The 25,524-nt window shown below is 41.5% G+C and carries 24 protein-coding genes; 10 read left to right on the plus strand and 14 right to left on the minus strand.

Annotated elements, in window-relative coordinates; genetic code table 11:
* Window positions 1–26: 26 nt before the first annotated feature.
* The gene (gene smrB, locus HMPREF9064_RS06420) at window positions 27–533 is read left to right on the plus strand and encodes an endonuclease SmrB (RefSeq protein ID WP_006717559.1); all 507 of its coding nucleotides are present in this window, start codon (window positions 27–29) and stop codon (window positions 531–533) included.
* Here the strand turns inward: smrB and yccS are convergent.
* From yccS to HMPREF9064_RS06400, 4 genes are all read right to left on the minus strand, one after another.
* Window positions 530–2,671 carry a YccS family putative transporter gene (gene yccS / locus HMPREF9064_RS06415; RefSeq protein ID WP_006717562.1) on the minus strand — a complete coding sequence of 714 codons (2,142 nt, stop codon included), beginning with the start codon at window positions 2,669–2,671 and terminating at the stop codon, window positions 530–532. The genes smrB and yccS overlap by 4 nt on opposite strands.
* A 22-nt stretch (window positions 2,672–2,693) precedes the next feature.
* Entirely contained in the window at window positions 2,694–3,149 is a 456-nt protein-coding gene (locus tag HMPREF9064_RS06410) for a YccF domain-containing protein (protein WP_006717565.1), read from the minus strand.
* An 8-nt stretch (window positions 3,150–3,157) separates the two neighbouring features.
* On the minus strand, window positions 3,158–3,616 hold the full coding sequence (mgsA, locus tag HMPREF9064_RS06405; RefSeq protein WP_006717566.1) for a methylglyoxal synthase: 459 nt from the start codon (window positions 3,614–3,616) through the stop codon (window positions 3,158–3,160).
* A 73-nt stretch (window positions 3,617–3,689) separates the two neighbouring features.
* The gene (locus HMPREF9064_RS06400) at window positions 3,690–4,364 is read right to left on the minus strand and encodes a curli polymerization inhibitor CsgI-related protein (RefSeq protein WP_032997807.1); all 675 of its coding nucleotides are present in this window, start codon (window positions 4,362–4,364) and stop codon (window positions 3,690–3,692) included.
* Between the two features lie 156 nt (window positions 4,365–4,520).
* Here HMPREF9064_RS06400 and HMPREF9064_RS06395 point away from each other — a divergent pair, with 156 nt between their 5' ends.
* The gene (locus HMPREF9064_RS06395) at window positions 4,521–4,793 is read left to right on the plus strand and encodes an acylphosphatase (RefSeq protein WP_006717571.1); all 273 of its coding nucleotides are present in this window, start codon (window positions 4,521–4,523) and stop codon (window positions 4,791–4,793) included.
* On the opposite strand, the gene HMPREF9064_RS06390 is transcribed toward HMPREF9064_RS06395, so the two are convergent.
* The 9 genes from HMPREF9064_RS06390 to malQ form a co-directional block, all read right to left on the minus strand.
* A complete protein-coding gene (locus HMPREF9064_RS06390) occupies window positions 4,768–5,616 on the minus strand; it encodes a metal ABC transporter permease (RefSeq protein ID WP_006717573.1) in 849 nt (282 codons plus the stop codon). The two genes, HMPREF9064_RS06395 and HMPREF9064_RS06390, sit on opposite strands and share 26 nt — an antisense overlap.
* Window positions 5,613–6,470, minus strand: coding sequence for an iron ABC transporter permease subunit AfeC (gene afeC / locus HMPREF9064_RS06385; protein ID WP_006717575.1), 858 nt, complete (start codon window positions 6,468–6,470; stop codon window positions 5,613–5,615). Before afeC ends, HMPREF9064_RS06390 begins: the two co-directional genes overlap by 4 nt.
* Window positions 6,470–7,360 (minus strand): ironABC transporter ATP-binding protein AfeB, encoded by an 891-nt coding sequence (afeB, locus tag HMPREF9064_RS06380; protein ID WP_006717577.1) that lies wholly within the window; start codon window positions 7,358–7,360, stop codon window positions 6,470–6,472. The genes afeC and afeB overlap by 1 nt, the downstream gene beginning before the upstream one ends.
* Complete coding sequence (gene afeA, locus HMPREF9064_RS06375; protein ID WP_006717578.1) at window positions 7,360–8,241, minus strand: iron ABC transporter substrate-binding protein AfeA; 882 nt, start codon at window positions 8,239–8,241, stop codon at window positions 7,360–7,362. Before afeA ends, afeB begins: the two co-directional genes overlap by 1 nt.
* 100 nt (window positions 8,242–8,341) lie before the next feature.
* Window positions 8,342–8,671 carry a TusE/DsrC/DsvC family sulfur relay protein gene (locus HMPREF9064_RS06370; RefSeq protein WP_006717581.1) on the minus strand — a complete coding sequence of 110 codons (330 nt, stop codon included), beginning with the start codon at window positions 8,669–8,671 and terminating at the stop codon, window positions 8,342–8,344.
* Window positions 8,672–8,755: 84 nt separating this feature from the next.
* A complete protein-coding gene (locus tag HMPREF9064_RS06365; protein ID WP_006717583.1) occupies window positions 8,756–9,418 on the minus strand; it encodes a Bax inhibitor-1 family protein in 663 nt (220 codons plus the stop codon).
* A 375-nt stretch (window positions 9,419–9,793) separates the two neighbouring features.
* Window positions 9,794–11,458 carry a PTS transporter subunit IIBC gene (locus tag HMPREF9064_RS06360; protein ID WP_006717584.1) on the minus strand — a complete coding sequence of 555 codons (1,665 nt, stop codon included), beginning with the start codon at window positions 11,456–11,458 and terminating at the stop codon, window positions 9,794–9,796.
* Between the two features lie 10 nt (window positions 11,459–11,468).
* Window positions 11,469–12,260, minus strand: a complete 792-nt coding sequence (locus HMPREF9064_RS06355) for an endonuclease/exonuclease/phosphatase family protein (protein WP_006717586.1) — start codon at window positions 12,258–12,260, stop codon at window positions 11,469–11,471.
* Between the two features lie 9 nt (window positions 12,261–12,269).
* Window positions 12,270–16,043 (minus strand): 4-alpha-glucanotransferase, encoded by a 3,774-nt coding sequence (gene malQ, locus HMPREF9064_RS09760; protein WP_081456129.1) that lies wholly within the window; start codon window positions 16,041–16,043, stop codon window positions 12,270–12,272.
* 198 nt (window positions 16,044–16,241) lie between these two features.
* On the opposite strand from malQ, the gene HMPREF9064_RS06350 reads away from it, so the two are divergent.
* Window positions 16,242–16,955, plus strand: coding sequence for a UTRA domain-containing protein (locus HMPREF9064_RS06350; protein ID WP_032998104.1), 714 nt, complete (start codon window positions 16,242–16,244; stop codon window positions 16,953–16,955).
* A 136-nt stretch (window positions 16,956–17,091) separates the two neighbouring features.
* On the opposite strand, the gene metE is transcribed toward HMPREF9064_RS06350, so the two are convergent.
* A complete protein-coding gene (gene metE / locus HMPREF9064_RS06345; RefSeq protein WP_032997809.1) occupies window positions 17,092–19,365 on the minus strand; it encodes a 5-methyltetrahydropteroyltriglutamate--homocysteine S-methyltransferase in 2,274 nt (757 codons plus the stop codon).
* Between the two features lie 272 nt (window positions 19,366–19,637).
* On the opposite strand from metE, the gene HMPREF9064_RS06340 reads away from it, so the two are divergent.
* The 7 genes from HMPREF9064_RS06340 to HMPREF9064_RS06310 all read left to right on the plus strand — a co-directional run bounded on the left by HMPREF9064_RS06340 (window position 19,638) and on the right by HMPREF9064_RS06310 (window position 25,439).
* Window positions 19,638–20,570, plus strand: coding sequence for a LysR family transcriptional regulator (locus HMPREF9064_RS06340; RefSeq protein ID WP_006717595.1), 933 nt, complete (start codon window positions 19,638–19,640; stop codon window positions 20,568–20,570).
* Between the two features lie 4 nt (window positions 20,571–20,574).
* Window positions 20,575–21,303: an AzlC family ABC transporter permease gene (locus tag HMPREF9064_RS06335; RefSeq protein ID WP_006717597.1), complete on the plus strand. Its 729-nt coding sequence runs from the start codon at window positions 20,575–20,577 to the stop codon at window positions 21,301–21,303.
* The gene (locus HMPREF9064_RS06330) at window positions 21,304–21,636 is read left to right on the plus strand and encodes a branched-chain amino acid transporter permease (RefSeq protein WP_006717599.1); all 333 of its coding nucleotides are present in this window, start codon (window positions 21,304–21,306) and stop codon (window positions 21,634–21,636) included.
* A 195-nt stretch (window positions 21,637–21,831) separates the two neighbouring features.
* Entirely contained in the window at window positions 21,832–22,680 is an 849-nt protein-coding gene (locus HMPREF9064_RS06325) for a VirK/YbjX family protein (protein ID WP_006717601.1), read from the plus strand.
* Complete coding sequence (cmk, locus tag HMPREF9064_RS06320) at window positions 22,673–23,350, plus strand: (d)CMP kinase (protein WP_006717603.1); 678 nt, start codon at window positions 22,673–22,675, stop codon at window positions 23,348–23,350. The genes HMPREF9064_RS06325 and cmk overlap by 8 nt, the downstream gene beginning before the upstream one ends.
* Window positions 23,351–23,447: 97 nt before the next feature.
* Window positions 23,448–25,094 (plus strand): 30S ribosomal protein S1, encoded by a 1,647-nt coding sequence (rpsA, locus tag HMPREF9064_RS06315; protein WP_006717605.1) that lies wholly within the window; start codon window positions 23,448–23,450, stop codon window positions 25,092–25,094.
* 60 nt (window positions 25,095–25,154) lie between these two features.
* The gene (locus HMPREF9064_RS06310; RefSeq protein ID WP_006717606.1) at window positions 25,155–25,439 is read left to right on the plus strand and encodes an integration host factor subunit beta; all 285 of its coding nucleotides are present in this window, start codon (window positions 25,155–25,157) and stop codon (window positions 25,437–25,439) included.
* The last annotated feature ends 85 nt before the right edge of the window (window positions 25,440–25,524 follow it).

Raw genomic sequence — 25,524 nt, forward strand, 5'->3', positions numbered from 1 at the left:
ATACCATATTTGAGATAGGAAACGAAATGTTAGATGAGGAAGCAATTTCCCTGTTTCGTGCTGAAATGAAAGGCGTGAAACCGTTAAAACAGGATACTTTTGTGGCTGCACGCCCCCATAAAAAGAAAGCACTGGCAACGATAAAAGAACAGCGTGAACAACAAGACACGTTATTTTATTTTTCTGATGAATATGAGCCGTTATTAAATGAGGAAAGTGCGGTCAAATATTTGCGTGAAAATGAAGATTCCCATTTGTTGAAACAATTACGGCGTGGCGATTTTTCACCGGAGATTTTTTTAGATTTGCATGGCTTAACACGTGAACAGGCAAAATTAGAGCTGGCGGCATTAATTCAAACCTGCGAGAAAGAACATCTTTATTGTGCCAGCGTGATGACAGGTTATGGCACTTATACGTTAAAACGCCAGATTCCCCGTTGGTTAGTACAACATCCGAAAGTACGGGCATTGCACCAAGCCCCAAAAGAATGGGGCGGTGAAGCGGCTATTCTGATCTTGATTGATGTCTAGCAACATTTCTGAATGGCTTGGTAAAGCAGCGGTAAAATTTGATTGATCATGCTGAGTTGCTGCATTGGAATGTGTGCTTGCAGCTGTGCCGCTTTATTATTTTTTTCAAAATGGCTTTGAGCCTGTTTCAAACTCACTTCAATATTATTGTGCAACGTCTCAAACTGTGTTGGTGTCAGTTGCTCAATATTTTCTAGGATATGAATGATTTTCTTCGCAGCAGGATAGAATTCCGCTAAAAAGAAGGTGCTTTGTTGCATTTGTTTCATTTTGCTGCGGTAGGCGCCCAGCGTAGAAATGTAACTAAGCAGAGAATAGTTAATTTTTAAAAGCTCAAATCCCGCCTGTAAATGCGCCTGATATTTTTTCGGCTCATGGTTCATATTGGAGATGGTAGCACTTAATGCCGAGGCATATTCATGGGCATAACGACGGGCAATGCGGTATTTCAAGTTATCGCCTTTGCCGAACTGTAATTGACTGACAATATACAGCAAATATTGGGCATCGCTTTTGATTGCCTGACGGCTGACTTTATCCAACTGCAAATATTTCCAATCCGGCCATAAGTAAGACACGGCAAACCAAGAAATGGTCGCGCCGATCAGCGTGTCAATCACACGGGAATAAAGTGCTTGTTCCACATTAAAGCCCATCACATCAAAGCTGAAAATAACCTGTAAGGTAATGAAGAAAGTGGAAAAGCTGTAATTATTGGTACGGAAAAAGAAAAACAGGGTGCTGGTGAGCACGATTAAGCCTAATTGTAATTCCAGTGTCGGATTCGCATAAGGCAGAAGCGAGGCAATAATCACACCGAGAATCGTGCCGATAATTCGCTGTTTTAGACGCAGTTTAGTCGCTGTGTAGTTGGGCTGACAAACAAAAACAGCGGTTAATAAAACCCAATACGCCCGATCTAACGGCAAAAATTCGCCGATGGTGCAACAAATAAACACCACAATCGACAAACGCACCGCATGACGAAACAGTTGTGAATTGAAATTAAAGTGGCTACGCAGGGCAAGTAGGATATTTTTAAAACCGGTTATTTGTTCTGTATAAATTTGTGCCGTATCCGTTTGTTCTAATTCATTCACTTCTTGATCAATATGGCGTAATTGGTAGTCAACGCTTTTTAAATTATCCAGTAATGTTTGGAGATTAATGAGGTTTTCGGTTTCTTCGATATGGCTATTGCTATAAAGCTCGAAAGATTGATTTAGCCCGTTAATGGCTTTTTCTAAACGCAGGTCATAACGGTAGGTTTTATTTTGTTGCAAGCTTAGCGCAATATCACGGCAAGCTTGGGCTTGGAGTTCCAGTAAGCGTTGAATACGAAAAATTAAATCGGTATTTTTCAGGTGTTCCGCAAGGGTTTGGTAATCAAAATGATTAGAGCTGATGCGCTCATGAATATCTTGAGCGGAGAAATAATAGCGAATCATTTTAGTTGTGCGGCTGTGGCGATGCTGCCCCCGAATACGATAAAAAAGTGCGGTGCGTGAATCATTAAATGCACTGATCAACACGCTGTTTTTCATCGCCATAGCAATGTGTTTATTGTCAATTTGCTCAATATCGTCGGGATCGAAAAACGTTGATTTAACATCGAGGTAATTGGCGAGGGCAAGAAAGGATTTGGCAACGCTTTCTTGCACCGGGCGATTCGGAAAAAATAAATGCACACATAATGTGGTGATGCTGTAAAGCAAGGTGCCGCAAAGAATCATCAGCGGATTCATATACCACACAGTTTCCGGCAAATACGTCAATGTGGTGTATAGCGCCACGACCAACGTGCCGAACGCGATGGTGCTATAACGTTGTCCGATGGCACCAATCATGGTGAAAACAAAGGTCATCGCCGTCATCAACAACATAAATTGGAAATTATGGTTGATGCTCAGTTGCACGCTGATGGTAGAAACGGAAAACGCGAGCAGCGTATAAAGCACGTTCTTGATTCGACCGGTTAATCGGTTATCTAAATCGACCAAACCGCCTGCAATAATGCCTAATACCAAGGGCATACTTTGTTCGGAAATATCAAAATACCAAATGGCAATCACCGCCAAATTGACAGCGATAAAAATCGGAATGGAGGCGATAACTTTTGCATTGAACCAGCTATGCATGCTTGACCTTTGACGTGGTGAATTATTGATAAAAACGCTGATATTTTTCTGCAGCTTGTCGGCGAATCAGGTCAGCCATTTCTTTCGGAATGACCCGTTGTCCGACCGGAAATAACGCAATTCTGGCGATATGGAAATTCGCCAAGCCGGTTGGGATGCCGATGATGGTTAGACATTGAGAAATGCCACAAAAAACATGGGCAAGAAACAACCACCACCCGAAAAGAATGAACCAGACAACATTGAGTAACGATCCGAGGGAATTTCCCACCGCACTTTTAGGTTCCAAATACTTCACATGAATCAAATCGTTGCCGAAGGGAACCAATGACATTTTACAAATTTCCCAACAGCTTCGAGTATAAGGCAATGTGACGATCAACACGGCACTCATAAGGGTAGCGAATAACCACCCTAACGTTGTTGCGAAACCGCCAAGGACAAAGTTGAGAATATTGAGAATCAGGCTTAAATTCATAGCAATATCTATTTTAAGCGTTCGTTTAAATAACCTTGATAGTCAGGAATACGAATATCGCAGGTGTCATTAAAGAGTGGTGAAGAAACCAGAAAATCGGCACTTGCCATATTCATTGCAACAGGAATATTCCAAACGGTGGCAATACGCATCAATGCTTTGACATCGGGATCATGCGGCACGGCATTCATCGGGTCCCAGAAGAAAATCATTAAATCAATTTTGTTTTCAGCGATTAACCCACCGAGTTGTTGATCCCCGCCCATAGGGCCACTGAGCAAGCTATTGACGGTCAAACCGGTTTCACGATGAATAAGATTCCCTGTGGTGCCGGTGCCATAGAGCGTGTGGTTTGCTAAGAAAGTGCGGTGGGTTTTACACCAGTTTATCAGATCGGCTTTACAGTGATCGTGTGCGACTAAAGCGATATGTTTATTGACGGGTAGAGTGCGATAAGTTGTTTGCATGGTGACTCCTAAATAAAAAGTGAGCGGGCAGGCTCACTTTTTGGATATAAATGAATTGGCATAGAACACCGAATTATTTTTGTTTTTTCGCCCAATCAATGAAACGTGTTTGTGTTTCTTTATCGGCTTGTTGATACCAATATTGCAACATTTGTTCCGCCACGTTTTCACCTTGTAATGTTACTTTGCCTTTGTTTACTTTACCGGTTGCAGCAGGACCGCCAACGACTACCGCTGTTGCAGCTGAGGTGGTGATTGTTGCTAAAGAAGGTAAAGAGGCCGGTGCGCCAGACGCGTTATATTCGTTTAAGTCTTTGATAAGGTTCATGCCCGGGAATAAACCTTCTTGTTTTAAGTATTCTTGTTTATTTTCTACGTTGTGACCGGATTGAGTTTTTACGCTAATCACAGGAGATTGTTTGAAGTTACTTACATCACGTTCATTTTGTAAACGTGGGGCTGAAATTACGATATCTTCACTTGAACCTTGGAATGTCACAACAATCGGATCAGATTCGAATAAGGAGCGATCGGAACCCACTTGAGTAATTTCGGATACACGAACAACAACTTGGTGTTTTTGTGTATCGTTGATATTAAATGCGTTAGTTTCTTTCAATAAAGATTTGTTTGCTTTTTGACCGTCAATGGCTAAAAAATCAATATTAGATGAGCTGGTTACCATGCCGGCAAAGCTCGCCGTACTGGCTAAAAGTGTTGCAGTTAAGACAGCAAAACGAAATTTCATATTTACTCCTGTTTTGAAGGACATTCATTAAAATTAGATGACACTTTATGGAATAAAGCGTAGTTTGTATGCTATTCCAAATTGGGAAAAATGAAAATAGAAAATTGTATTTAAGCGCTAGTTTTTTGTTTTTATTCAATTTTAAGGGGAAATTGTATGGTCAAAAAACGTTTTTGTGTTCACGGTTATGTGCAAGGCGTTGGGGTTCGTTATTTTACGTGGAAACAAGCGCTGAAGATCGGCGTAACCGGCTTTGTGCGTAATCTTGCCGACGGCTCCGTTGAGGTGGTCGCCGTCGGTTCGGAAAGTCAAATTGACACATTAAACGCTTGGTTGCAACATGGTCCCTGCACTGCCATCGTAAATAACGTATTGGTGGAAGATTATCTTGGCGACAAAGAATTTACGGCGTTTCAAGTGCTACACTGAAACGCAGTTTGATTTTGCTATAAATAAGTGCGGTTAAAAATACCGCCGCTTGTAACAAAATAATGCAAGGACCTGTGGCGCCATCAATATGGTAGCTAATAATCGTTCCGAAGATACTGGTGCTGATAGAGGTTGCCAAGGCAATGACAATCATATGATCAAAGCGCTTGCTTAAAATAAATGCGGTAATGCCGGGGGAAATAAGCATCGCAACGACTAAGATTACGCCGACTACTTGCATGGCACTGACGATGGTTAACGCGAGAAGAATCAGTAAACTGTAATGCAAGAGTCGAGGCGATAAGCCAACGATTTTGGCTTGCGTAGCATCAAAACAATAAAGTAAAAAATCTTTTCGACGTAAAAAAACAACCCCAAAAACGACCGCACTGATGACTAGCGTTTGCAACATTTCTGCATCGCTCACGCCAAGCAAATTACCAAATAAAATATGGGTTAAATGTTGATCCGTTTCAATTTTGCTAAACAAGACAATCCCGAGCGCAAACATCCCTGAAAAGACAATGCCCATGGCGGTATCTTCTTTGATTCGGCTATTTTCTTTTAAATATCCCACACAGACAGAACAGAGCAATCCGGCGACAAAGGCACCGATGGTTAAAGGCAAACTCAACCAGAAAGCCACCACAATGCCCGGCAGAACAGCATGCGAAATCGCATCCCCCATCAACGACCAACCTTTCAACACTAAATAGCAGGAGAGCATGGCGCAAATAATGGAGACTAATAACGCCGTGATTAATGCGTTTTGCATAAACGGATAGGCAAAAGGCTCGGTGAACCATTGATAAATAGCGTTCATTGTTGCACCTCTTCTTTCGTTATTGGTTTACGCTGGCGAATTAAGCCGTATTTTGGCGAGAAAATAAAAGCCAATAGGAAAAGTGCGGTCTGAATACAAACAATAACGCCACCCGTTGCGCCATCTAAGAAATAACTGATATACACGCCAATCGCGCTGGAAAGAATGCCTAGAATAACGGCAATCATGGCAAGTGTTTTAAAACGATCAGTAAGCAAATAAGCGGTGGCGCCCGGTGTGATCACCATGGCGATGACTAAAATCGCACCAACGGTTTGTAATGCGGCGACGACACAAGCACTGAGTAACGTAAAAAACAGCACTTTGTAATAAATTGGTGTGAGTCCTACGGAAGTGGCATGGACTTCATCAAAGAAAATTAATAACAGATCTTTCCAAAAAATGAGTAATAAAATCAGACTGATGCCAATGATGATTGCCACTTGAAGAATATCTTCATCTGCAATACCTAGGATGTTACCTAACACAATATCTTGCACATTGACGGAGGTTGGGTTGAGGGAAATGATCAACAGACCAAGCGCAAAAAATGTCGTAAAAATGAAGCCGATAACCGCATCTTCCCGCAGTTTGGTAATGGATTTCACCCATAAAATAGACACGGCAGCTAAGATACCGGAAAAAAAAGCGCCGAGAGCATAAGGCAGAGAAAGCGCATAAGCGATGGCAACACCGGGAACAACTGAATGGGAAAGGGCATCACCAATGAGGGACCATCCTTTCAGCATTAGGTAAGCTGACAAGAAAGCACAAACGCCTCCCACGGCAGAACTGAGCAAAATGGCTTTCACCATATAATCATAGGAAAAAGGTTCCAGTAAGAGCGCTAGCATTAGGATTTTTCCTCTGATTTGCACTGTCTCACAATCGGTGCTGGAGGATCGACTTTGGTTTTACCATAGAACACCGCCGCTCGCTCATCATCGGTAAGTACGGTGACTGCGCGCGGATCTTCATCATCGTGTAGGTCTGTACCGAGCAATTTAATGTGACGCAATACGCCACCAAAGACGAGTTCTAAGTTATGTTGGTTAAACGTGGTTTCTGTCGAGCCGGCCGCAATGACGGTGCGATTAATCATCACCACCTGGTCACAGAAATCCGGTACTGCTCCCAAGTTGTGGGTAGAAACCAAAATGAGATGACCTTCGCTACGTAATTGCCCAAGTAAATCGACAATGGCATTTTCTGTTTGCACATCAACGCCGGTAAAAGGTTCATCCAGTAAAATAATCTTACTTTGTTGAGCAAGCGCACGAGCTAAAAATACGCGCTTTTTCTGTCCGCCGGAAAGTTCGCCAATTTGACGATGGGCAAGGTGTTCAATGTTCACCCGTTGCATGGCTTCTTGCACTTTTTGCTTATCGGTTTCACTTGGGCGGCGCAGGAAATTCATATAGCCGTAGCGTCCCATGAGTACCACATCATAAACAGACACCGGGAATTGCCAGTCCACTTCTTCCGATTGAGGCACATAAGAGACCAAGTTTTGTTTTAATGCCTGTTTTATTGGCAAATGACACAACGTAATATTGCCTCGTTGTGGATGAATCAATCCCATTAGGCTTTTAAACAAGGTTGATTTTCCGCTTCCATTTACGCCCACGAGGGCACAGGTGGTGCCGCCTTCTAAACGAAAGGTGACATCATGGATGGCGGTGTGGCCGTTGTTATAGCGAACCGTGACATCTTCAACACAGATCGAGGCAATATTCGATGACATTATTTTTCAAATCCTTTTGCGATAGTAGAAACGGTCGTGTTCAACAAATCGATATAGGTTGGTACCGGCCCTTTTTTGTTGGAAAGAGAATCCACATAAAGTACGCCGCCGTATTTTGCGCCGGTTTCTTTCGCGACTTGTTTTGCCGGTTTAGGTGAAATAGTACTTTCACTGAATACAACCGGAATGTTGTTGGCTTTAACGGTTTCAATCACTTTGCGAACCTGTTGTGGCGTACCTTGTTGTTCTGCGTTAATCGGCCATAAATAGGCTTCTTTAAAACCATAGTCACGGGTGAGATAGCTGAAAGCGCCTTCACTGGTGACCAACCAACGTTGAACTTCCGGCACTTGTGCTAATTTTTCGCGAAGCGGTTTATCCAACGCTTTGATTTTTTGTGCATAAAGTGCGGCATTTTTTTCGTATGTTTCTTTATTTTGTGGATCGTATTTTACCAACGCATTTTTAATGTTCTCAATATAAATCAATGCATTGGAAGGGGACATCCAAGCGTGCGGATTTGGGTTGCCGGTATAAGGACCTTCATTAATAGACATTGGCTCGATACCCTCAGTCACAACAACCGCCGGTTTATCTTTCACGTTTTGGAAGAATTTTTCAAACCAACGTTCAAGGTTTAAACCGTTCCATAATACGAGGTCGGCAGATTGGGCTTTCACGATGTCTTTTGGGGTTGGCTCATAATCGTGAATTTCTGCTCCCGGTTTGGTGATTGATTCCACGGTAGCCGCATCACCGGCGATATTTTGTGCCATGTCTTGAATGATGGTGAAGGTGGTAACGACTTTAAATTTTGCATAAGCCAAGCTAGAGCCTAAACTTAATGCAAGTACACTGATTAATGTTGCGAGTAAACGCATGTTTTTCTCCTTAGAAAAGTTTTAGTTATAAAATAACAACATAAGTTGCGGGGATGATTATATTCTTTTATTTTTTAAATGCAAATAATTCGCAAATATCTTATAAGCATTTTGCCGGTTTGGGTAACCCGGCTAATTTGGTTGCTTGTTTTGCCGGGCCTTCGGGGAACAAACGTTGTAAATAACGGCTGTTGCCTTTATCTTCACCGAGTTTTTGTGCTGTGGCTTTTACCAACATACGAATAGCCGGTGAGGTTTTGTATTCCTGATAAAACGCCCGCACAAAATGAATGATTTCCCAGTGAGCGTCAGTTAATTCCAAATTCTCTAATTTCGCAATAGCTTGCGCGACTTCAACATCCCAATCATCAATATTGAGCAAATAACCCGAAGCATCGGTTTCAATATGTTTATTATTGACTTCAAGCATGATAATAACCTTAGTATTTATGAGGACGGATTATATAAAAACGCCCCAAAAAAGGGGCGTTGAATTTATCTATCAAATTAATAATTAATCTCTAGAAGAGAAGAATGAAAGTAAGTTTAACAAACTGATAAACAGGTTGTAGATAGACACAAATAAGCTGACCGTTGCACGAATGTAGTTGGTTTCACCACCGTGAATGATGTTACTGGTTTCATACAAAATTCCCATGGTGGAGAAAATCACGAACAGCGCACTAATTCCTACATAAAGGGCCGGGAATTGGAAGAAGAAACTCGCGACCATGCCAAGTAATAACACCACGAATAAGGCTAGAATCGTGCCGGATAAGAAAGACATGTCTTTCTTCGTAGTTAAGACATAAGCGGAGCAAGCGAAGAAAGTTGCTGCGGTGCCGGCTAACGCTAACACGATAGCATCACCCAAACCAGCGCTCACATAGGCATTTAAAATTGGCCCTACGGTGTAGCCTAAGAAACCGGTGAAGGCAAAGGCAGATAAAATCCCTAATGCGCTATTTGCTAAGGCATTGGTTAAGAAAAGCAGCCCATAGAAACCCACAAGCATGATGATAAGCCCCGGTCTTGGTAAATTCATCGCCATAGATACATAAGCTACCACAGCGGAAAAGGCTAATGTTAACGCTAACAAGAAATAGGTGTTACGCAACACTTTGTGCGTGCTAAGTAACGATTCTTCTCTGCTGTCAACAATAATACGAGATTGCATAAAAACTCCTTTAAATTTAAAGAAAATAAGCGGTTATAACGTTGCTGTAAGGTAAGGGCAGAGGGGAGAAAAGTCAATTATTACAAGGAAAATATTTTTTGCTGATGGATGATTAAAAGTGAAAGACAGAAAAGTGCGGTTGTTTTATTTGCAATTTAGCAAAACCGATTTGTTTATTTTGAACCTGTCGGTAATCCGGCATCTCAAAGATATTGAGTTTTATTCCTGACGTTTTTACATTTCAAAAATATGCTCAAAACCCACCGCACTTTCTTTTCATCAAAATAAAAAGCTGAACCTCTTTCGAGATTCAGCTTTTCTTTTGGGGTTAGATCATTTTAACCGCTCTTTTGGTTTATCTATGTTTGCATATTGTTACATTTTCGGAATTTCAACGCCTGAAGAGAGTAGGTCTTGAATATCCGATTTCAGTACATCAGCTTTTGGCCCGTAAATAGCTTGAATGCCTGTGCCTTTAACAATGAAACCCATTGCGCCTGCTTGTTTCCAAGCCGCTGCATCGCCCACTAATTCAGGATTATGCACAGTGATGCGTAAACGGGTCATACAAGCATCCACCTCGGCAATATTGTTGCGACCACCGAGAAGATTGATGATTTGCACCACTTGTGCACTGGCATTAGCGACTTTTTTCTCCTCAGCAGGGGCTTCGTCAGTGCCTTTTGCATCGTAGTTGCCGTTGCGACCGGCGGTGGCTAAGTTGAGTTTCTTAATCATGAAATTCGCAATTAAGAAGGCCGCGACCGCAAACACACCGGATACCCAAATGAAGTTGATGAGATCCATGCCGATGCCCGCTTTAATTGCCATTGGGGTACGGGTTAAAAACTCAATGTTACCGAATGAGTGAACGCGTAAGTTCACAATATCCGCCATGGCAAATGCACAACCTTGGATAACCGCATAAACAAGGTAAAGCGGTAGCGCAACGAACATAAACATATATTCGATCGGTTCTGTTACGCCGGTTAAGAACACGGCAAGAGCAGAAGAAAGGAAAATCCCTTTGTAGATGGTTTTTTTATCCTGATCAACGTTTACGTACATGGCGAGTGTAATTCCCATTAGAATACCGCTTGAGCCGATCATTTGGCCCACTTTAAAGCGCGCCGGTGTCACTGTTGAGAGGAGCTCGTTATATTGCGTCATATTGCCCGCATCTTTCAGGTTGATTAAATCACTGATCCAAGCGAGCCATAACGGGTCTTGTCCGAATACTTGTTTGCCTTGTTGCATACCGGTTAAGAATTCATAGGTGCCGCCCAATGAGGTGTAGTTCATCGGAATGGTGAGCATATGGTGTAAACCGAAAGGCAGTAAAAGACGTTCTAATGTGCCGTAAACAAAAGGCGCAAGGATAGGCGCGGAGTCTTGTGAGTTGGCAATCCATTCACCGAAATGATTGATCCCGGTTTGCACTACCGGCCAGAACACCGCCAACACTAACGACACTAAAACGGAACGATAAATCACCACAAATGGCACAAAGCGTTTACCGTTAAAGAAGGTAAGTACTTCAGGCAGTTTGCGGAAATTATAGTAGCTATTAAAGGTAGTTGCCCCTACAAAACCGGCGATGATCCCTACAAAAACGCCCATATTTAATGCAGGTTGTCCGAGAATATTCACAAAGTAGTTAGCCACCGGAATGTCGCCTGCCAAGATGGTGCTGACGTGGGCATTCGGATCGGTCAACATTTCAATTTTTACGCCGAAGAAATGACCGGTAATTAAGTTGATTAAAATAAAGGCAAGACCTGCGGCAAACGCACCACCTGCACGCTCATTCGCCCAACTACCACCAATGGCTAGAGCAAATAACAAATGCAGGTTGCCAATAATGCCCCAACCGATTTGCGCGATAATATTACCCACGCGCGCCAGCCATTCGACATCGCTAATTAACGGTAATGAGTTACCGATACTTACCATCAAACCTGCGGCAGGCATCACGGCAATCACCACCATCAGGCATTTGCCGAATTTTTGCCAAAATTCAAAACTGAGCAATTTTTTCATGTATGTTCTCCTACAATGTAAGCTCGACTTCCAAACCGAAATGGTCGGAAACTACCGGTTTATTTTTGCCATTAAAAACCACCTGACTCGATAAAACCCTTTTTGTTTGATTTAAAAAAATATAGTCTAAGCGTTTTTCTTCACTGTGGCCTTTCCAGCCATCAATTGCTTTTTCAACAGTAATCCCGCTATCTTTTTGTTCCGCCATCTCAAAAGTATCAAGTAAACCGAGAGATTTGATTTTCTGATAAGCGTTTGGATCGCTGATTGCATCCGTATTGAAATCGCCCATCAAAATTTTAAGGTTTTGGCTTTGGCTGCGCTCCACGATATTGAGAATGTTGTCCAGTTGATTTTCACCCGCGCAATTCGGCAAGTTGATATGGCAGGAATAACAATCTACAAGTTGACCTTCATATTCCACGGTTAAGCCAAGGATTTTGCGTGAGAGGATAGAATCGAGGCGCTGATGTTGGCTGCAATAAAATGCATCCACTTCATAAACCGGCAAGCGGGTTAAAAAGGCGATACCTTCGTCATATTTATCGTAGCCAATATGCGAATTGCTCCAAAATAGCGAATATTTTTGCCTTGCCCGTTGATTGATTTTATTCAGTAACACAACACCATAGTTATCTTGCTTTAATGCTTGTGAAATCGCGGGCGCTGACATTAATTGGTTCACCTCTTGTAGGGCAACGATGTCGTAGCCCTTTTCAACAATGGTGTCGGCAATAATGTCGATTTTTTCCGCTTGGTTATCTTCTAACCAAGCGTGTACGTTGAGGGTGAGTAGTTTCATACGTTCCCCTTAATCCTCACAATGCCAGATATCGGTATTATATTGCGCAATGGTGCGATCCGATGAGAAGAAACCGGCTTTGGCGATGTTATGAATCACTTTTTTGTTCCAGCTATCTTGATCTTCATAATCCGCCAAAATTTGTTCTTTCGCCGTGACATAAGCATCAAAGTCAATTAAGGTCATAAACCAGTCTTTATTAAGCAACTCATCATGCAGGCGTTTTAAACGCTCTTCATTGCCCAGTTTCACCAGCGTAGAATCAAGGATAAAATCGACCGCTCTTTTAATGTGTTTATCCTTTTTATAGTAATCTTTTGAAACATAACCGGCAGTTTCATACAGTTTAATAATGCTTTCCGAATCTTTACCGAAGGTGTAAATGTTTTTCGCTCCGGCTAATTCGGCAATTTCCACGTTCGCACCGTCCATCGTGCCCAAGGTTAATGCGCCATTCAGCATAAATTTCATATTGCCCGTTCCGGAAGCTTCTTTTGAGGCAAGGGAAATTTGCTCTGAAATATCTGTCGCCGGAATCAATTTTTCCGCCACGCTAACATTGTAGTTTTCCACTAAATAGACGTTTAAATACTGATTCACATCCGGATCGTTATTGATTAACTCAGACAAGCAAAGAATTAAATGAATAATATCCTGTGCAATCACATAAGCCGGTGCGGCTTTCCCACCAAAAATTACGGTAATTTTACGTTTCGGCAGTTTGCCTGCTTTGATTTCAAGGTATTTATGAATCACATAAAGCGCATTCATTTGTTGGCGTTTATATTCGTGGAAACGCTTAATTTGTGTATCGATAATGGAATTCTCATCCAATTCAATGCCTTTATTTTCTTTAAGATAAGTTTTTAGCGCTAATTTATTCTGGAATTTAATTTCAGCTAATTTTTGATGCACTTTTTTGTCATCTTTAAAGGCAAGCAGTTTTTCCAATTGCGTTGCATCGTGTAAGTACTCATCGCCGATAAGTTGTTTAATATAAGCGGATAACGCTTGGTTAGAAAATTCTAACCAACGACGGAAGGTGATTCCGTTAGTTTTATTATTAAACTTCTCCGGATAAATTTCATAAAACGCTTTGAGTTCGGAGTTTTTCAAAATCTCCGTGTGTAATGCCGCCACACCGTTTACGGAGTTTGAAAAATGAATATCCATATGCGCCATATGGACGCGTTTTTGCTTATCAATAATTTGTACATCAGGATTCGAAAATTCTTTCTGCACTAATTTATTTAGTTTTTTGATGATCTTCACTAAATGTGGAACCACTTCTTCTAAATAAGCTAAAGGCCATTTTTCTAAGGCTTCGGCAAGAATCGTATGGTTTGTGTAACCCACCATATTGCGCACGATTTCTACCGCTTCTGCAAATTTAATACGATGTTTTTCCGTTAATAAGCGAATCAATTCCGGAATCACCATGGAGGGGTGAGTGTCATTAATTTGCACATAGGCGTAATCGGCTAAATCATGTAAATTACTGCCACGTTCAATGGCTTCATCAATTAATAATTGCGCCGCATTGGAAACCATAAAGTATTGCTGATAAATACGTAATAATTCACCGTTTTTATCGGAGTCATCCGGATAAAGGAACAAGGTCAGATTTTCTTTGATGTTTGTTTTATCAAAGGTGATACCTTTTTTAATCAATTTATGATTAATGGATTCAATATCAAATAAGTTGAGATAATTTTTGGTGTCTTTTTTGTAACCAAGAATATCAATACGATCTAATTTAGAGGTTAACGTGAAGTCTTTAAATGGCACTTCATAACGGATATTTGTCGGGATTAACCAAGACTCTTTTTCAATCCAATCATTCGGTTCGGCATGTTGCTCATTGTTTTTAAAGACTTGTTTAAACAAACCGCAATGGTAATTCAAGCCTACACCTTCCGCATTTAGCCCGAGTGTGGACATGGAATCAATAAAACAGGACGCTAAACGACCTAATCCACCGTTCCCTAAAGACGGTTCCGGCTCAATATCTTCAATATGGCTGAGTGATTTTCCTGCCTGCGCCAATTCATCTTTGATTTCTTGATATACGCCAAGATTAATTAAATTGTTAGACAGCAATTTGCCAATCAAAAACTCTGCAGAAATATAGTAAACCTTACGTTTAGCTGTATTTTTTCCTTTATTCGCAGCAAGGGTTTTAACATAGTTTAATAACTGTACGTAAATGGCATGATCACTTAACTTTTCAAGTTTTTTGTTTGTTGTTTGCTGTACAAATTCACTAAATTTAGTCATTCTTTTTTCCTTATTGGCGCGTCCATATAACGTGGTTATTTGGGTTAAGAAATCTTTTTTGGCGTTGGTTAAATCACTTTCTAGCATTCGCCACTCCCAGTTTCCACCTATAGTAGAAGGAATATTCATTCTTGAGCTGGCAGGCAAATCTAAAATATCTTGCATGGTGGCAATCGCCGTATTACTTACGGTAGCAAATAATTGGCGAATCATTGCCTGACAAACAGATTCATTCGTAGCACGATGGGTATAAGCATTGATATATTGTTGCTGTTTCGACGTTAATCCGTCATACCAACCATTTGTGACATCATTGTCATGTGTGCCTGTGTAGGCGATACAATGCGGAATGCAATAATGTGGGCTATCCAGGCTTTCACCACTCACATCTTCAAAACCAAATTGCAAAATTTTCATGCCGGGATAACCGCAATCAACCAGTAATTTCTTCGCTTTTTCATCAATATTACCGAGATCTTCAGCGATAATCGGCAAATCGCCTAGCTGTGCTTTTACTGCTTTGAACAAATCATATCCCGGGCCAGGTTGCCAGCTACCATATTTGGCAATATCTGCTTTACCATCCACTTGCCAATAATCGGAGAAACCTTTGAAATGATCGATACGAAGTATATCGTAAATTTTAAAGCTTTCCTCAATACGATGAATCCACCAAGCATAGCCTTGTTTCTTATGTTCAGCCCAGTCATAAAGCGGATTGCCCCAAAGCTGTCCGGTGGCGCTAAACTGATCGGCAGGAACACCGGCAACGAAAAGCGGATTGCGTTCTTTATCTAATTGGAAAAGTTCTGGCATTGTCCATACTTCGACGCTATCCGACGCCACATAAATCGGCATATCGCCGATAATTTTAATTCCTCTTTGATTAGCGTAATTTTTCAATGCTAACCATTGTTGGAAAAAGAAATATTGCGTTACCTTGAAATACTGAATTTGTTCTGTCAGCATCGTACGGTATTTCCCAAGTGCTTTGGGTTGACGAGCAACAACCTGTTTATCTTCCCATTCTTGTAGGGCCTTATTGCCGAAATGCTCTTTGATTGCCATAAATTCCGCATAGTCTTCCAACCAAGTGCGGTTGTTTTTTTCAAAGTTTTTGAAGTTTGCTTGGTGTTTTTTATCGGCAAGGAAATGTTTGACTGCGATTTCTAAGATCGGCCGACGTGCATAAAAAATGCGCTCGTAATCTACTTTTGTCGGATCATCGCCAAAATTAACCGAAGCATAATCCGTTTCTTGCAATAAACCCATTTGGGTGAGTAAAGAAAAATCAATTAAATGTGTGTTACCTGCAATCGCAGAGAAGGATTGATAGGGGGAATCACCGTAGCTGGTGGTGGTTAATGGAAGGATTTGCCAATAGGTTTGTTTCGTTTCAACTAAAAAATCTACAAAATCATAGGCAGATTGCCCAAAGCTACCAATTCCAAATGCATTGGGTAATGAGGTGATGTGCATTAAAACACCACTTGACCGAGTAAGCATAATTTTTTCCTTCAGAAGTAAAAGTTGTAGAGATTCTAATCTAAATTTTATTTTACTCAATAACTTTTACGTAAAAGTTTAAACATTAACGTAAAAGTGTGATTTTGATCACAAAAACTATACGTATAACTATGAGGGTTTATGGTATTCTATTCGCGGTTTAAAGAAGGGAATAAAAGTCCAAAATGGAGTGGAAAAGTGAGTAAATACAAAGCGGTTTATAATGATATAAAAACCAAAATAAACGATGGAATTTTACCGCCAAAGCAAGAATTACCCAGTGAAAGTGAGCTTATGCAAGAATATGGTTTTTCTAAAGACACTATTCGCAAAGCCCTTTCTCTGCTTGAAATGGACGGTTACATTCAGAAACAACAGGGGCGAACTTCTATTGTTCTCGAGCATAATTTATCAACGCCTCAACAGCTTTCCGAGATCAAAACCGTTGGTGAGCTGAATCGCCCTTTAACCCATCAAGTGAAAACAACCTTAACCAGCTTGTATATTGTGCAAGGGGAAGAGGAATTAATGCAGATCTTTAATGTAAATGATCAAATTGATTTTTACCGTATCGGTCGTGTTCGTGAAATTGACGGGGAAGCGGTGGAATACGAAGTCTCTTACTTTGATCGTCGTATTGTTCCTTTCATTAATCGTGAGATTGCGGAACAATCCATTTATCACTATTTAGAAAGTGAACTGGGTCTGAAAATTAGTTATTCACAGCGTGAAATTGTGTTTCGTTATGCCAATGAAGAAGAAAAAAGCACCATGGATCTCGGTGAATATAATATGGTTGTGAACGTTACCAGCACCACTTATTTAGCCGACGGACGCCCATTTCAGTACGGTAGCATTAGTTATCGCCCTGATAAAATTACCTTTGCTTCCACAGCGAAGCGACATGTTTAAAAAAGAGAGCACTTTTCCATATTTTGTTGAATAAAACTCTTTTAAAAACAACCGCTCTTTTCTCTTTCCTAAAACGAAAAAGCTGAACCTCTCTTTGAGATTCAGCTTTTTTTACCTGTGAACAATTATCTGTGAATTAGGCTAATTCCGCACGTAATTTCTTCGTGACATCCACCATCACTTTTAATGCGGCAATGGTTTCCGGCCAGCCGCGGGTTTTTAGGCCGCAGTCCGGGTTTACCCATAAGCGTTCTTTTGGCACCACTTGCAACGCTTTGCGAAGAAGATGTTCAATTTCTTCTGCGGTTGGTACGCGTGGGCTGTGGATGTCGTACACGCCCGGGCCGATGTCGTTCGGGTATTTGAAATCACCGAATGCGGTAAGCAATTCCATGTCGGAACGGGAGGTTTCGATGGTGATCACGTCGGCATCCAGGGCGGCAATAGCCGGTAGAATGTCGTTAAATTCGGAATAACACATGTGTGTGTGAATTTGCGTATCATCTTTACAACCCATTGAACTTAAACGGAAAGCTTCGCCTGCCCATTGTAAATAAGCGTCCCAATCGGCACGTTTGAGCGGTAAGCCTTCGCGGATAGCGGGTTCGTCAATTTGGATGACTTTGATGCCTGCTTTTTCTAAATCTAACACTTCATCAGAAAGCGCTACGGCAATTTGTTTACACACCGTGGAACGTGGAATGTCGTTACGCACGAAAGACCATTGTAAAATCGTTACCGGGCCGGTCAACATCCCTTTCATCACTTTGTTGGTGAGGCTTTGGGCATATTGCGACCAACGCACGGTCATCGGTTCCGGGCGGGTCACATCACCGTAAATGACCGGTGGTTTTACGCAGCGGGAACCGTAACTTTGTACCCAACCGAATTTGGTGAACGCAAATCCATCAAGCAATTCGCCGAAGTATTCCACCATGTCGTTACGTTCCGCTTCGCCATGCACTAACACGTCTAAATCCAATTTTTCTTGTTCACGTACCACAAATTCAATTTCTTTTTTCATTGCCGCTTCGTAATCCGCCAAGCTGAGATCGCCTTTTTTGAAGGCGGCACGGGCATGACGAATTTCCGTGGTTTGCGGGAAGGAACCAATATTGGTGGTTGGCAGCAATGGTAGATTTAACCACGCATTTTGTAATTTAATCCGTTCTGCAAATGGCGATTTACGTTGATCGGCATTTTTCGGCAGATTTGCCAAACGTTCCGCCACACAAGTGCGGTGGATTTCACGGGAGTTTTTACGCGCGTCAGCGGCTGCTTGGCTAGCATCAAGATCTGCTTGCACAGCTGTTCTGCCTTGCTCAAGTGCGGTTTTAATGACGCGTAATTCTTGAATTTTTTGCAAGGTGAACGCCAACCATTGATAAAGCTCCGGCTTGTTGGCTTGCAGTTGGGTTTCCACCGCCAAATCATAAGGCGTATGGAGTAGGGAACAGCTTGGTGCAATCCATAAACCTTCGCCTAATTTTGCTTTTAATGGTTCAACCACATCTAACACTTGGTTTAAGTTCGCACGCCAAATGTTACGGCCGTCAATCACGCCTACGGAAAGGATTTTGTCGTAATCGGCAAAGGCGGAGAGTTGTTCCGGTGCACGCACCAAATCAATGTGAAGACCGGCTACTGGTAAGGCTTTCAATAAATCGGCGTGTTCCGCCACGGAGCCGAAATACGTGGCAAGCAACAGTTTGGCGTTGACTTTTGCCGCAAAAGTCGCGTAAACCGCTTTATAAGCGGCAATCCATTCTGCCGGTAAATCTAGAGTTAAGGCAGGTTCATCAATTTGAATGTATTCCACGCCTTCAGCGGTTAATGCGTTTAAGATGTCCACATAAACCGGCACGAGTTTGTTTAATAAATCGAAACGATTGAAGGCTGCGCCTTTTTCTTTCCCTAACCAAAGGAAGGTTAATGGACCAACGATGGTGGGTTTTACCTTGTGACCAAGGGCCTTGGCTTCACGGATTTGTTGCACATAGTGCGCCGGGTTGGCTTTAAATTGGATGTCCTTGTGGAATTCAGGCACGAGATAGTGATAGTTGGTGTCAAACCATTTGGTCATTTCAATGGCGAATTGTGTTTTATTGCCACGCGCTAATTGGAAATATTGATCCAGGGTTAAGTTTTGGCTGTCGAAACCAAAACGCGCAGGAATGGCGCCTGTCGCCACTTGCAAATCTAAAATATGATCGTAGAAAGTGAAATCAGCAACCGCCACGAAATCCGCATTCGCATTGGCTTGATGTTGCCAGTTAATTTCGCGCAATTTTTTTGCAATGTCTAATAAATCAGCTTCAGCGATTTCACCGCGCCAGTAACGTTCTTGGGCAAATTTAAGTTCACGCTTGGCACCTACGCGTGGGAAACCCGATAAATGAAATGTTGTCATCATAATTCCTTGTTTTGTGTTAAATGATTTAGACGGCTAAACGTCTGTACGAGGCTAGAATGACGGAATCAAGTTTATTATGCAAATTAATAATTTTCTGAAAGTTTATGAAAAATTTTAATGATCTTATGATTCATGGTATTAAGATATGTGACGAGCAAAAAAACACAGTGAAAACACACCGCACTTTTCTTCTAGGTAACATTAAAGTACAGGGCATTTTCGTGTATTATAGGGTTTCATCATTTTTCTCATAAGTATGAATCTTTCTCATGAAACCAATCTTCCTTGAACTCAGACATTTAAAAACCTTGTTAGCCTTAAAAGAAACCGGCAGCGTTTCGTTGGCGGCCAAACGGGTTTATCTCACCCAGTCAGCCTTGTCTCACCAAATTAAATTATTAGAAGATCAATACGGCTTGCCGTTATTTGAACGTAAAACCCAACCCTTGCATTTCACTGCCGCAGGGGAGCGTTTGATTCAGCTTGCTAATGAAATTATGCCGAAAGTGATTGAAGCAGAACGCGATTTAGCGCGAGTAAAACAAGGCGATGCAGGGGAATTACGCATTGCCGTGGAGTGTCATACTTGCTTTGATTGGTTGATGCCGGCAATGGATTCTTTCCGTAAACATTGGCCGTTGGTGGAACTGGATATTGTGTCCGGTTTCCATACGGATGCGGTTGGCTTGCTATTAAGTCATCGTGCCGATTGGGCGGTGGTGCAAGAAGTGGAAGAAAATCCGGGCATTGTGTATAAGCCGCTGTTTTCCTATGAAATGGTGGGGCTGTGCGCGAAAGATCATCCGTTAGCAGCAAAAGACATTTGGCAGGCGGAAGATTTTATTGATCAAACGCTGATTACTTATCCTGTACCGGATGATATGTTGGATTTGCTACGTAAAGTATTGCATCCGAAAGGTATTAATCCGACCCGTCGAACCAGTGAGCTCACTATTGCCATTATTCAGTTGGTGGCCAGTAAACGTGGCATCGCCGCATTGCCGTTTTGGGCGGCGAAACCTTATTTGGATCGGGGTTACATTGTGGCGCGCAAAATTACCGACCAAGGTTTACACAGCAATTTATATGCGGCTTTTCGTGAAGCGGATGCACAAGTTGCTTTCGTGGATGATTTCTATGAAACCGTGAAAGCACAAAGCTTTTCAACCTTACCTGAACTATCTGTATTAGAAGAGAATTAGTTGTATGTCTGATGTTAAGACAACGCCTCATCCTATTTTTGCCGCAGCCAAAGCGGCATTGCCGTATAGTGCACCGATGATTGCCGGTTTTTTATTCCTCGGTATAGCCTACGGCATTTACATGAAAGCCCTTGGGTTCAGCGTGTGGTATCCGTTTTTAATGGCATTATTGATCTATGGCGGTTCTGTTGAGTTTATTATCGCCGGTGCGCTCACCTTGTCTTTTGCGCCCCTCAATGCTTTGCTGATTACCTTGATGGTTAGCGGACGGCAGATTTTTTACAGTATTTCCATGTTGGAAAAATACGGTAAATTTTTAGGTAAAAAGCGCCCGTATCTTATCGCAACGTTAGTTGATGAGTCTTTTTCTCTTAATTATATGGCAAAAATCCCACCGCACTTGGATCGTGGCTGGTATCTGTTTTTTGTCAGCTTTTACCTGCATATGTATTGGGTGATCGGGGCAGTCTTGGGCAACCTGTTTGGCAATATTATTCCGTTTAATTTGAAAGGGATAGAATTTGCAATGACTGCGTTGTTTCTGGTGATTTTTGCGGAAAATTGGACGAAAGAAAAATCTCACGAAAGTTCCCTGTTAGGTCTGGCGATAGCATTTATTTCGCTGCTGATTTTTGGTCATGACTATTTCTTATTGCCAACCCTGATAGGCATTTGGATGGTCTTAACATTCAGTCGTCCGAAGCTGACCACGAAATTAGAGAGGGTGCAATAAATGAGCTTGATGGAACAAATCCTTACCATTGCTATTGCCGTGTTGGCCGTGCAAATTACGCGTTGGCTGCCGTTTTGGATTTTCCCTGCCAACCGTCCGATTCCTGAATATATTCGTTATTTAGGGCGCGTGTTGCCTGCGGCGATGTTTGGCATGCTGGTGGTCTATTGCTATAAAAATATTGATGTATTGAGCGGTTTTCATGGCTTGCCTGAGTTTATTGCAGGCGCAGTGGTGCTGGCATTGCATTTTTGGAAACGGAACATGTTTTTGTCCATTGCCGCCGGTACTTTATTGTACATGTTCTTAGTGCAGCAGGTCTTTGTGGCATAAAATACCCGTGAAAATGACCGCACTTTTTCTCTTCGAAAAGATAAAACTATAAAGTGCGGTCGTTTTTTTCTACGTTTTTACAGCCTATCGGCGCATTTAAAAGCAACTGCCTTTTTGCTATAATTTTGCACTTAATTTATTGAATTCTTTTTGAGGTTTGTGGTGACGAAATTCCATTTTCCAACATTTCATGAAATGTTTCCCGTAGAAAAACGCAAATTAAAATTGTTGCGGGAATGGCTACGTTATCGGGCGCGCCGTTTGGTTTTTGCAGTGCAATGTCAGGCGTTAGTCGATTTTATTCATGAAAATCCCTTGTGGCAGCCGGTTTTTGCTCAGTATCCTTATCGTGTAAATACGCTATTAAGCCAGTACTGTGATAAACACTTTAATGCGACACAGCGTTTAGACTCTATTAAGACCAATTTTGCCATGGCGGAAAAACACTTTGGTGTGTCGTTATGCGAGACATTAATCTCACAACAGCCGGTACTGTTGGCACAGTTAACGGATGAATTGGCATTAAATTTAACGCTCAACCATATCGATCCTTATGAAGGCTTTTTTGCTATCGGTTTAACCGATGCGAATCAACGTACGATTTATTCTGCCAGCTTTACGTTTTTAGCGGATAACCGTTTATTGATCGCCTCAATTCAAGGGCCAAAAGGCGATAAGGCGCAAGATTTAGTGCGTCAGGCGACAAAATTGCTGCATGGTGTTCGTCCGATGTTTATGTTGGTGAATGCCTTTAAAGTTTTTGCGGAGACGTTGAATTGTCGCTTGGAAGGCATTCCACATAAACGTCAGGCAAAATATCGTTGGAATGATTCGGCAAAATTATTATTTAACTACGATGAATTTTGGCAGGAAAATGAGGGCAAGTTGGCAGAAAATTATTGGCAAATTCCGACCGCACTTGAGCGTCGTCCTTTAGAAGAAATTCAAAGTAAAAAACGTTCCATGTATCGTAAACGTTATGACATGTTTGACCAAATGACGGTTGAGATTCAATCCCTTTTGACAGAGAAAAATCATGAATAAAATTATTACGGTTGACGGACCAAGCGGTGCCGGTAAAGGCACTTTATGTTACGCATTGGCAGAAAAACTAGGTTTTGCGTTGTTGGATTCCGGCGCAATTTATCGTGTGACGGCATTGGCCGCGTTAAAACGCCATGCCGATTTAACCAATGAAACGGAATTGGCTGATCTTGCCCGTCATTTAGATATTCAGTTTGTGCCGAAAAATGGTGAGGTGAATGTATTATTAGGTGGCATGGATGTCAGCCATTTAATTCGTACGCAAGAAGTGGCAGATGCGGCATCAAAAGTGGCAGTTTTCCCGCAAGTTCGTGCTGCATTACTACAACTCCAGCAGGATTTTGCCAAAAATGAGGGTTTAATTGCGGATGGTCGCGATATGGGAACGGTGGTATTTCCTGATGCGCAAGTGAAATTATTTTTAGATGCGAGTGCGGAAGAACGTGCAAAAAGACGCTATAACCAGTTGCAAAATAAGGGGATTAGTGGTAACTTTGCACAGATTTTAGCCGAGATAAAAGAGCGTGATTTGCGCGATAGAAATCGAGCAGTCGCCCCTTTAAAACCCGCTGATGATGCGTTTTTACTTGACAGCACGACATTGAGTATCGATGAAGTGATTTGTCAGGCCTTAAACTATATTCAGCAGCGTATTGGTATTAAAGCTTAAATTTTTACGGTTTATTCAAGGATGGATAAACTTTGTTATCAGCCCCACTTTTTATGGATTAGAAGTGGACGTTATTTACTTAAATTGAAGATTAATTATGACAGAATCTTTTGCTCAACTTTTTGAAGAATCATTGAAAGACCTTGAAACCCGTCAAGGTGCAGTTGTTAAAGGTACCATCGTTGCTATCCAAAAAGGCTTCGTACTTGTAGATACCGGTTCTAAATCCGAGTCTGCAATTCCTTCCGAAGAATTTTTAAATGCACAAGGTGAATTGGAAGTTCAAGTTGGTGATGTTGTTGATGTTGTGCTTAAAGCTGTGGATGATGGTTTCGGTGAAACTGTTGCTTCCCGTGCTGATGCAAAACGCAACGAAGCTTGGATTGTATTGGAAAAAGCTTACGACGAACAAGCAACTGTACTTGGTTTAGTTAACGGTAAAGTGAAAGGCGGCTTCACAGTTGAGTTAAACGGTGTTCGCGCATTCTTACCGGGTTCATTAGTTGATACTCGCCCAGTTCGTGATGCAGATCACCTACTTGGTAAAGAATTAGAATTCAAAGTAATCAAACTTGATCAAAAACGTAACAACGTTGTTGTTTCCCGTCGTGCAGTAATCGAATCTGAAAGCAGCCAAGATCGTGAAGAAGTATTAGCGAACTTATCTGAAGGTGCTGAAGTTAAAGGTACTGTTAAAAACTTAACTGACTACGGTGCATTCGTTGATTTAGGCGGTGTTGACGGTTTATTACATATTACCGATATGGCTTGGAAACGTGTTAAACACCCAAGCGAAATCGTTAATGTTGGTGATGAAATCATCGTTAAAGTATTGAAATTCGATAAAGATCGTACCCGTGTATCTTTAGGCTTAAAACAATTAGGTCAAGATCCTTGGGCGGCAATCGCTGAAAATCACCCAGTAAACAGCAAATTAACCGGTAAAGTAACTAACTTAACTGACTACGGTTGTTTCGTTGAAATTTTAGACGGTGTTGAAGGTTTAGTTCACGTTTCTGAAATGGATTGGACTAACAAAAATATTCACCCATCTAAAGTGGTTAGCTTAGGTGATGTAGTTGAAGTGATGGTATTAGAAATTGATGAAGAACGTCGTCGTATTTCTTTAGGCTTGAAACAATGCAAAGCAAACCCATGGGCTCAATTCGCTGAAACTCATAACAAAGGTGATAAAGTTGTTGGTAAAATCAAATCTATCACTGACTTTGGTATCTTCATCGGTTTAGATGGCGGTATTGACGGTTTAGTTCATTTGTCTGACATTTCTTGGAATGTTCAAGGTGAAGAAGCTGTACGTAATTACAAAAAAGGTGATGAAGTTGCCGCAGTTGTATTACAAGTCGATGCAGTGAAAGAGCGTATTTCTTTAGGTATCAAACAACTTGAAGAAGATCCATTCAATAACTTCGTTGCTATCAACAAAAAAGGCACTGTATTAAACGCTAAAGTTGTTGAAGCCGATGCGAAAGGCGCTAAAGTTGAATTAGACGGTGGTGTGGAAGGTTACATCCGCGCAGCTGATTTAACGAATGAAGTTGCTGCAGGCGATGTGATTGAAGCAAAATACACTGGTGTAGATCGTAAAGCTCGTATTGTTCACTTATCTGTTCGTGCGAAAGATCAAGCTGAAGAAGCAGCTGCAGTTGCAACTGTGAATAAGCAAGAAGATGTTGCTATTCCAAATGCAATGGCTGAAGCTTTCAAAGCAGCAAAAGGTGAATAATTCGCTTTGTTAATAAAACCGGCATAGTAATATGCCGGTTTAAAGAGTTAGGAGAATTGTATGACTAAATCAGAGCTGATTGAACTTTTAGTACAGAAAAATCACAATGTACCTGTTAAATCTGTTGAAGAAGCAGTAAAAGCGATTTTAGAACAAATGTCATATGTATTAGAAAGTGGTGAACGTATTGAAGTACGTGGATTCGGTAGCTTTTCTTTGCATTGTCGCCAGCCTCGTTTAGGTCGTAATCCTAAAACTGGTGAACAAGTAAAATTAGATGCAAAATGTGTACCTTACTTTAAGGCAGGGAAAGAGCTAAGAGAACGCGTTGATGTTTACGCATAATTTATTTGACTAACTTTTTATAACGGCACTTTTAAGTGTCGTTTTTTATGCTCATTTTTGGCATAATGAAAGCAACTTTATTTTA

Origin of the sequence: Aggregatibacter segnis ATCC 33393 (genome assembly GCF_000185305.1) — a bacterium.
Lineage (GTDB): Bacteria > Pseudomonadota > Gammaproteobacteria > Enterobacterales > Pasteurellaceae > Aggregatibacter > Aggregatibacter segnis.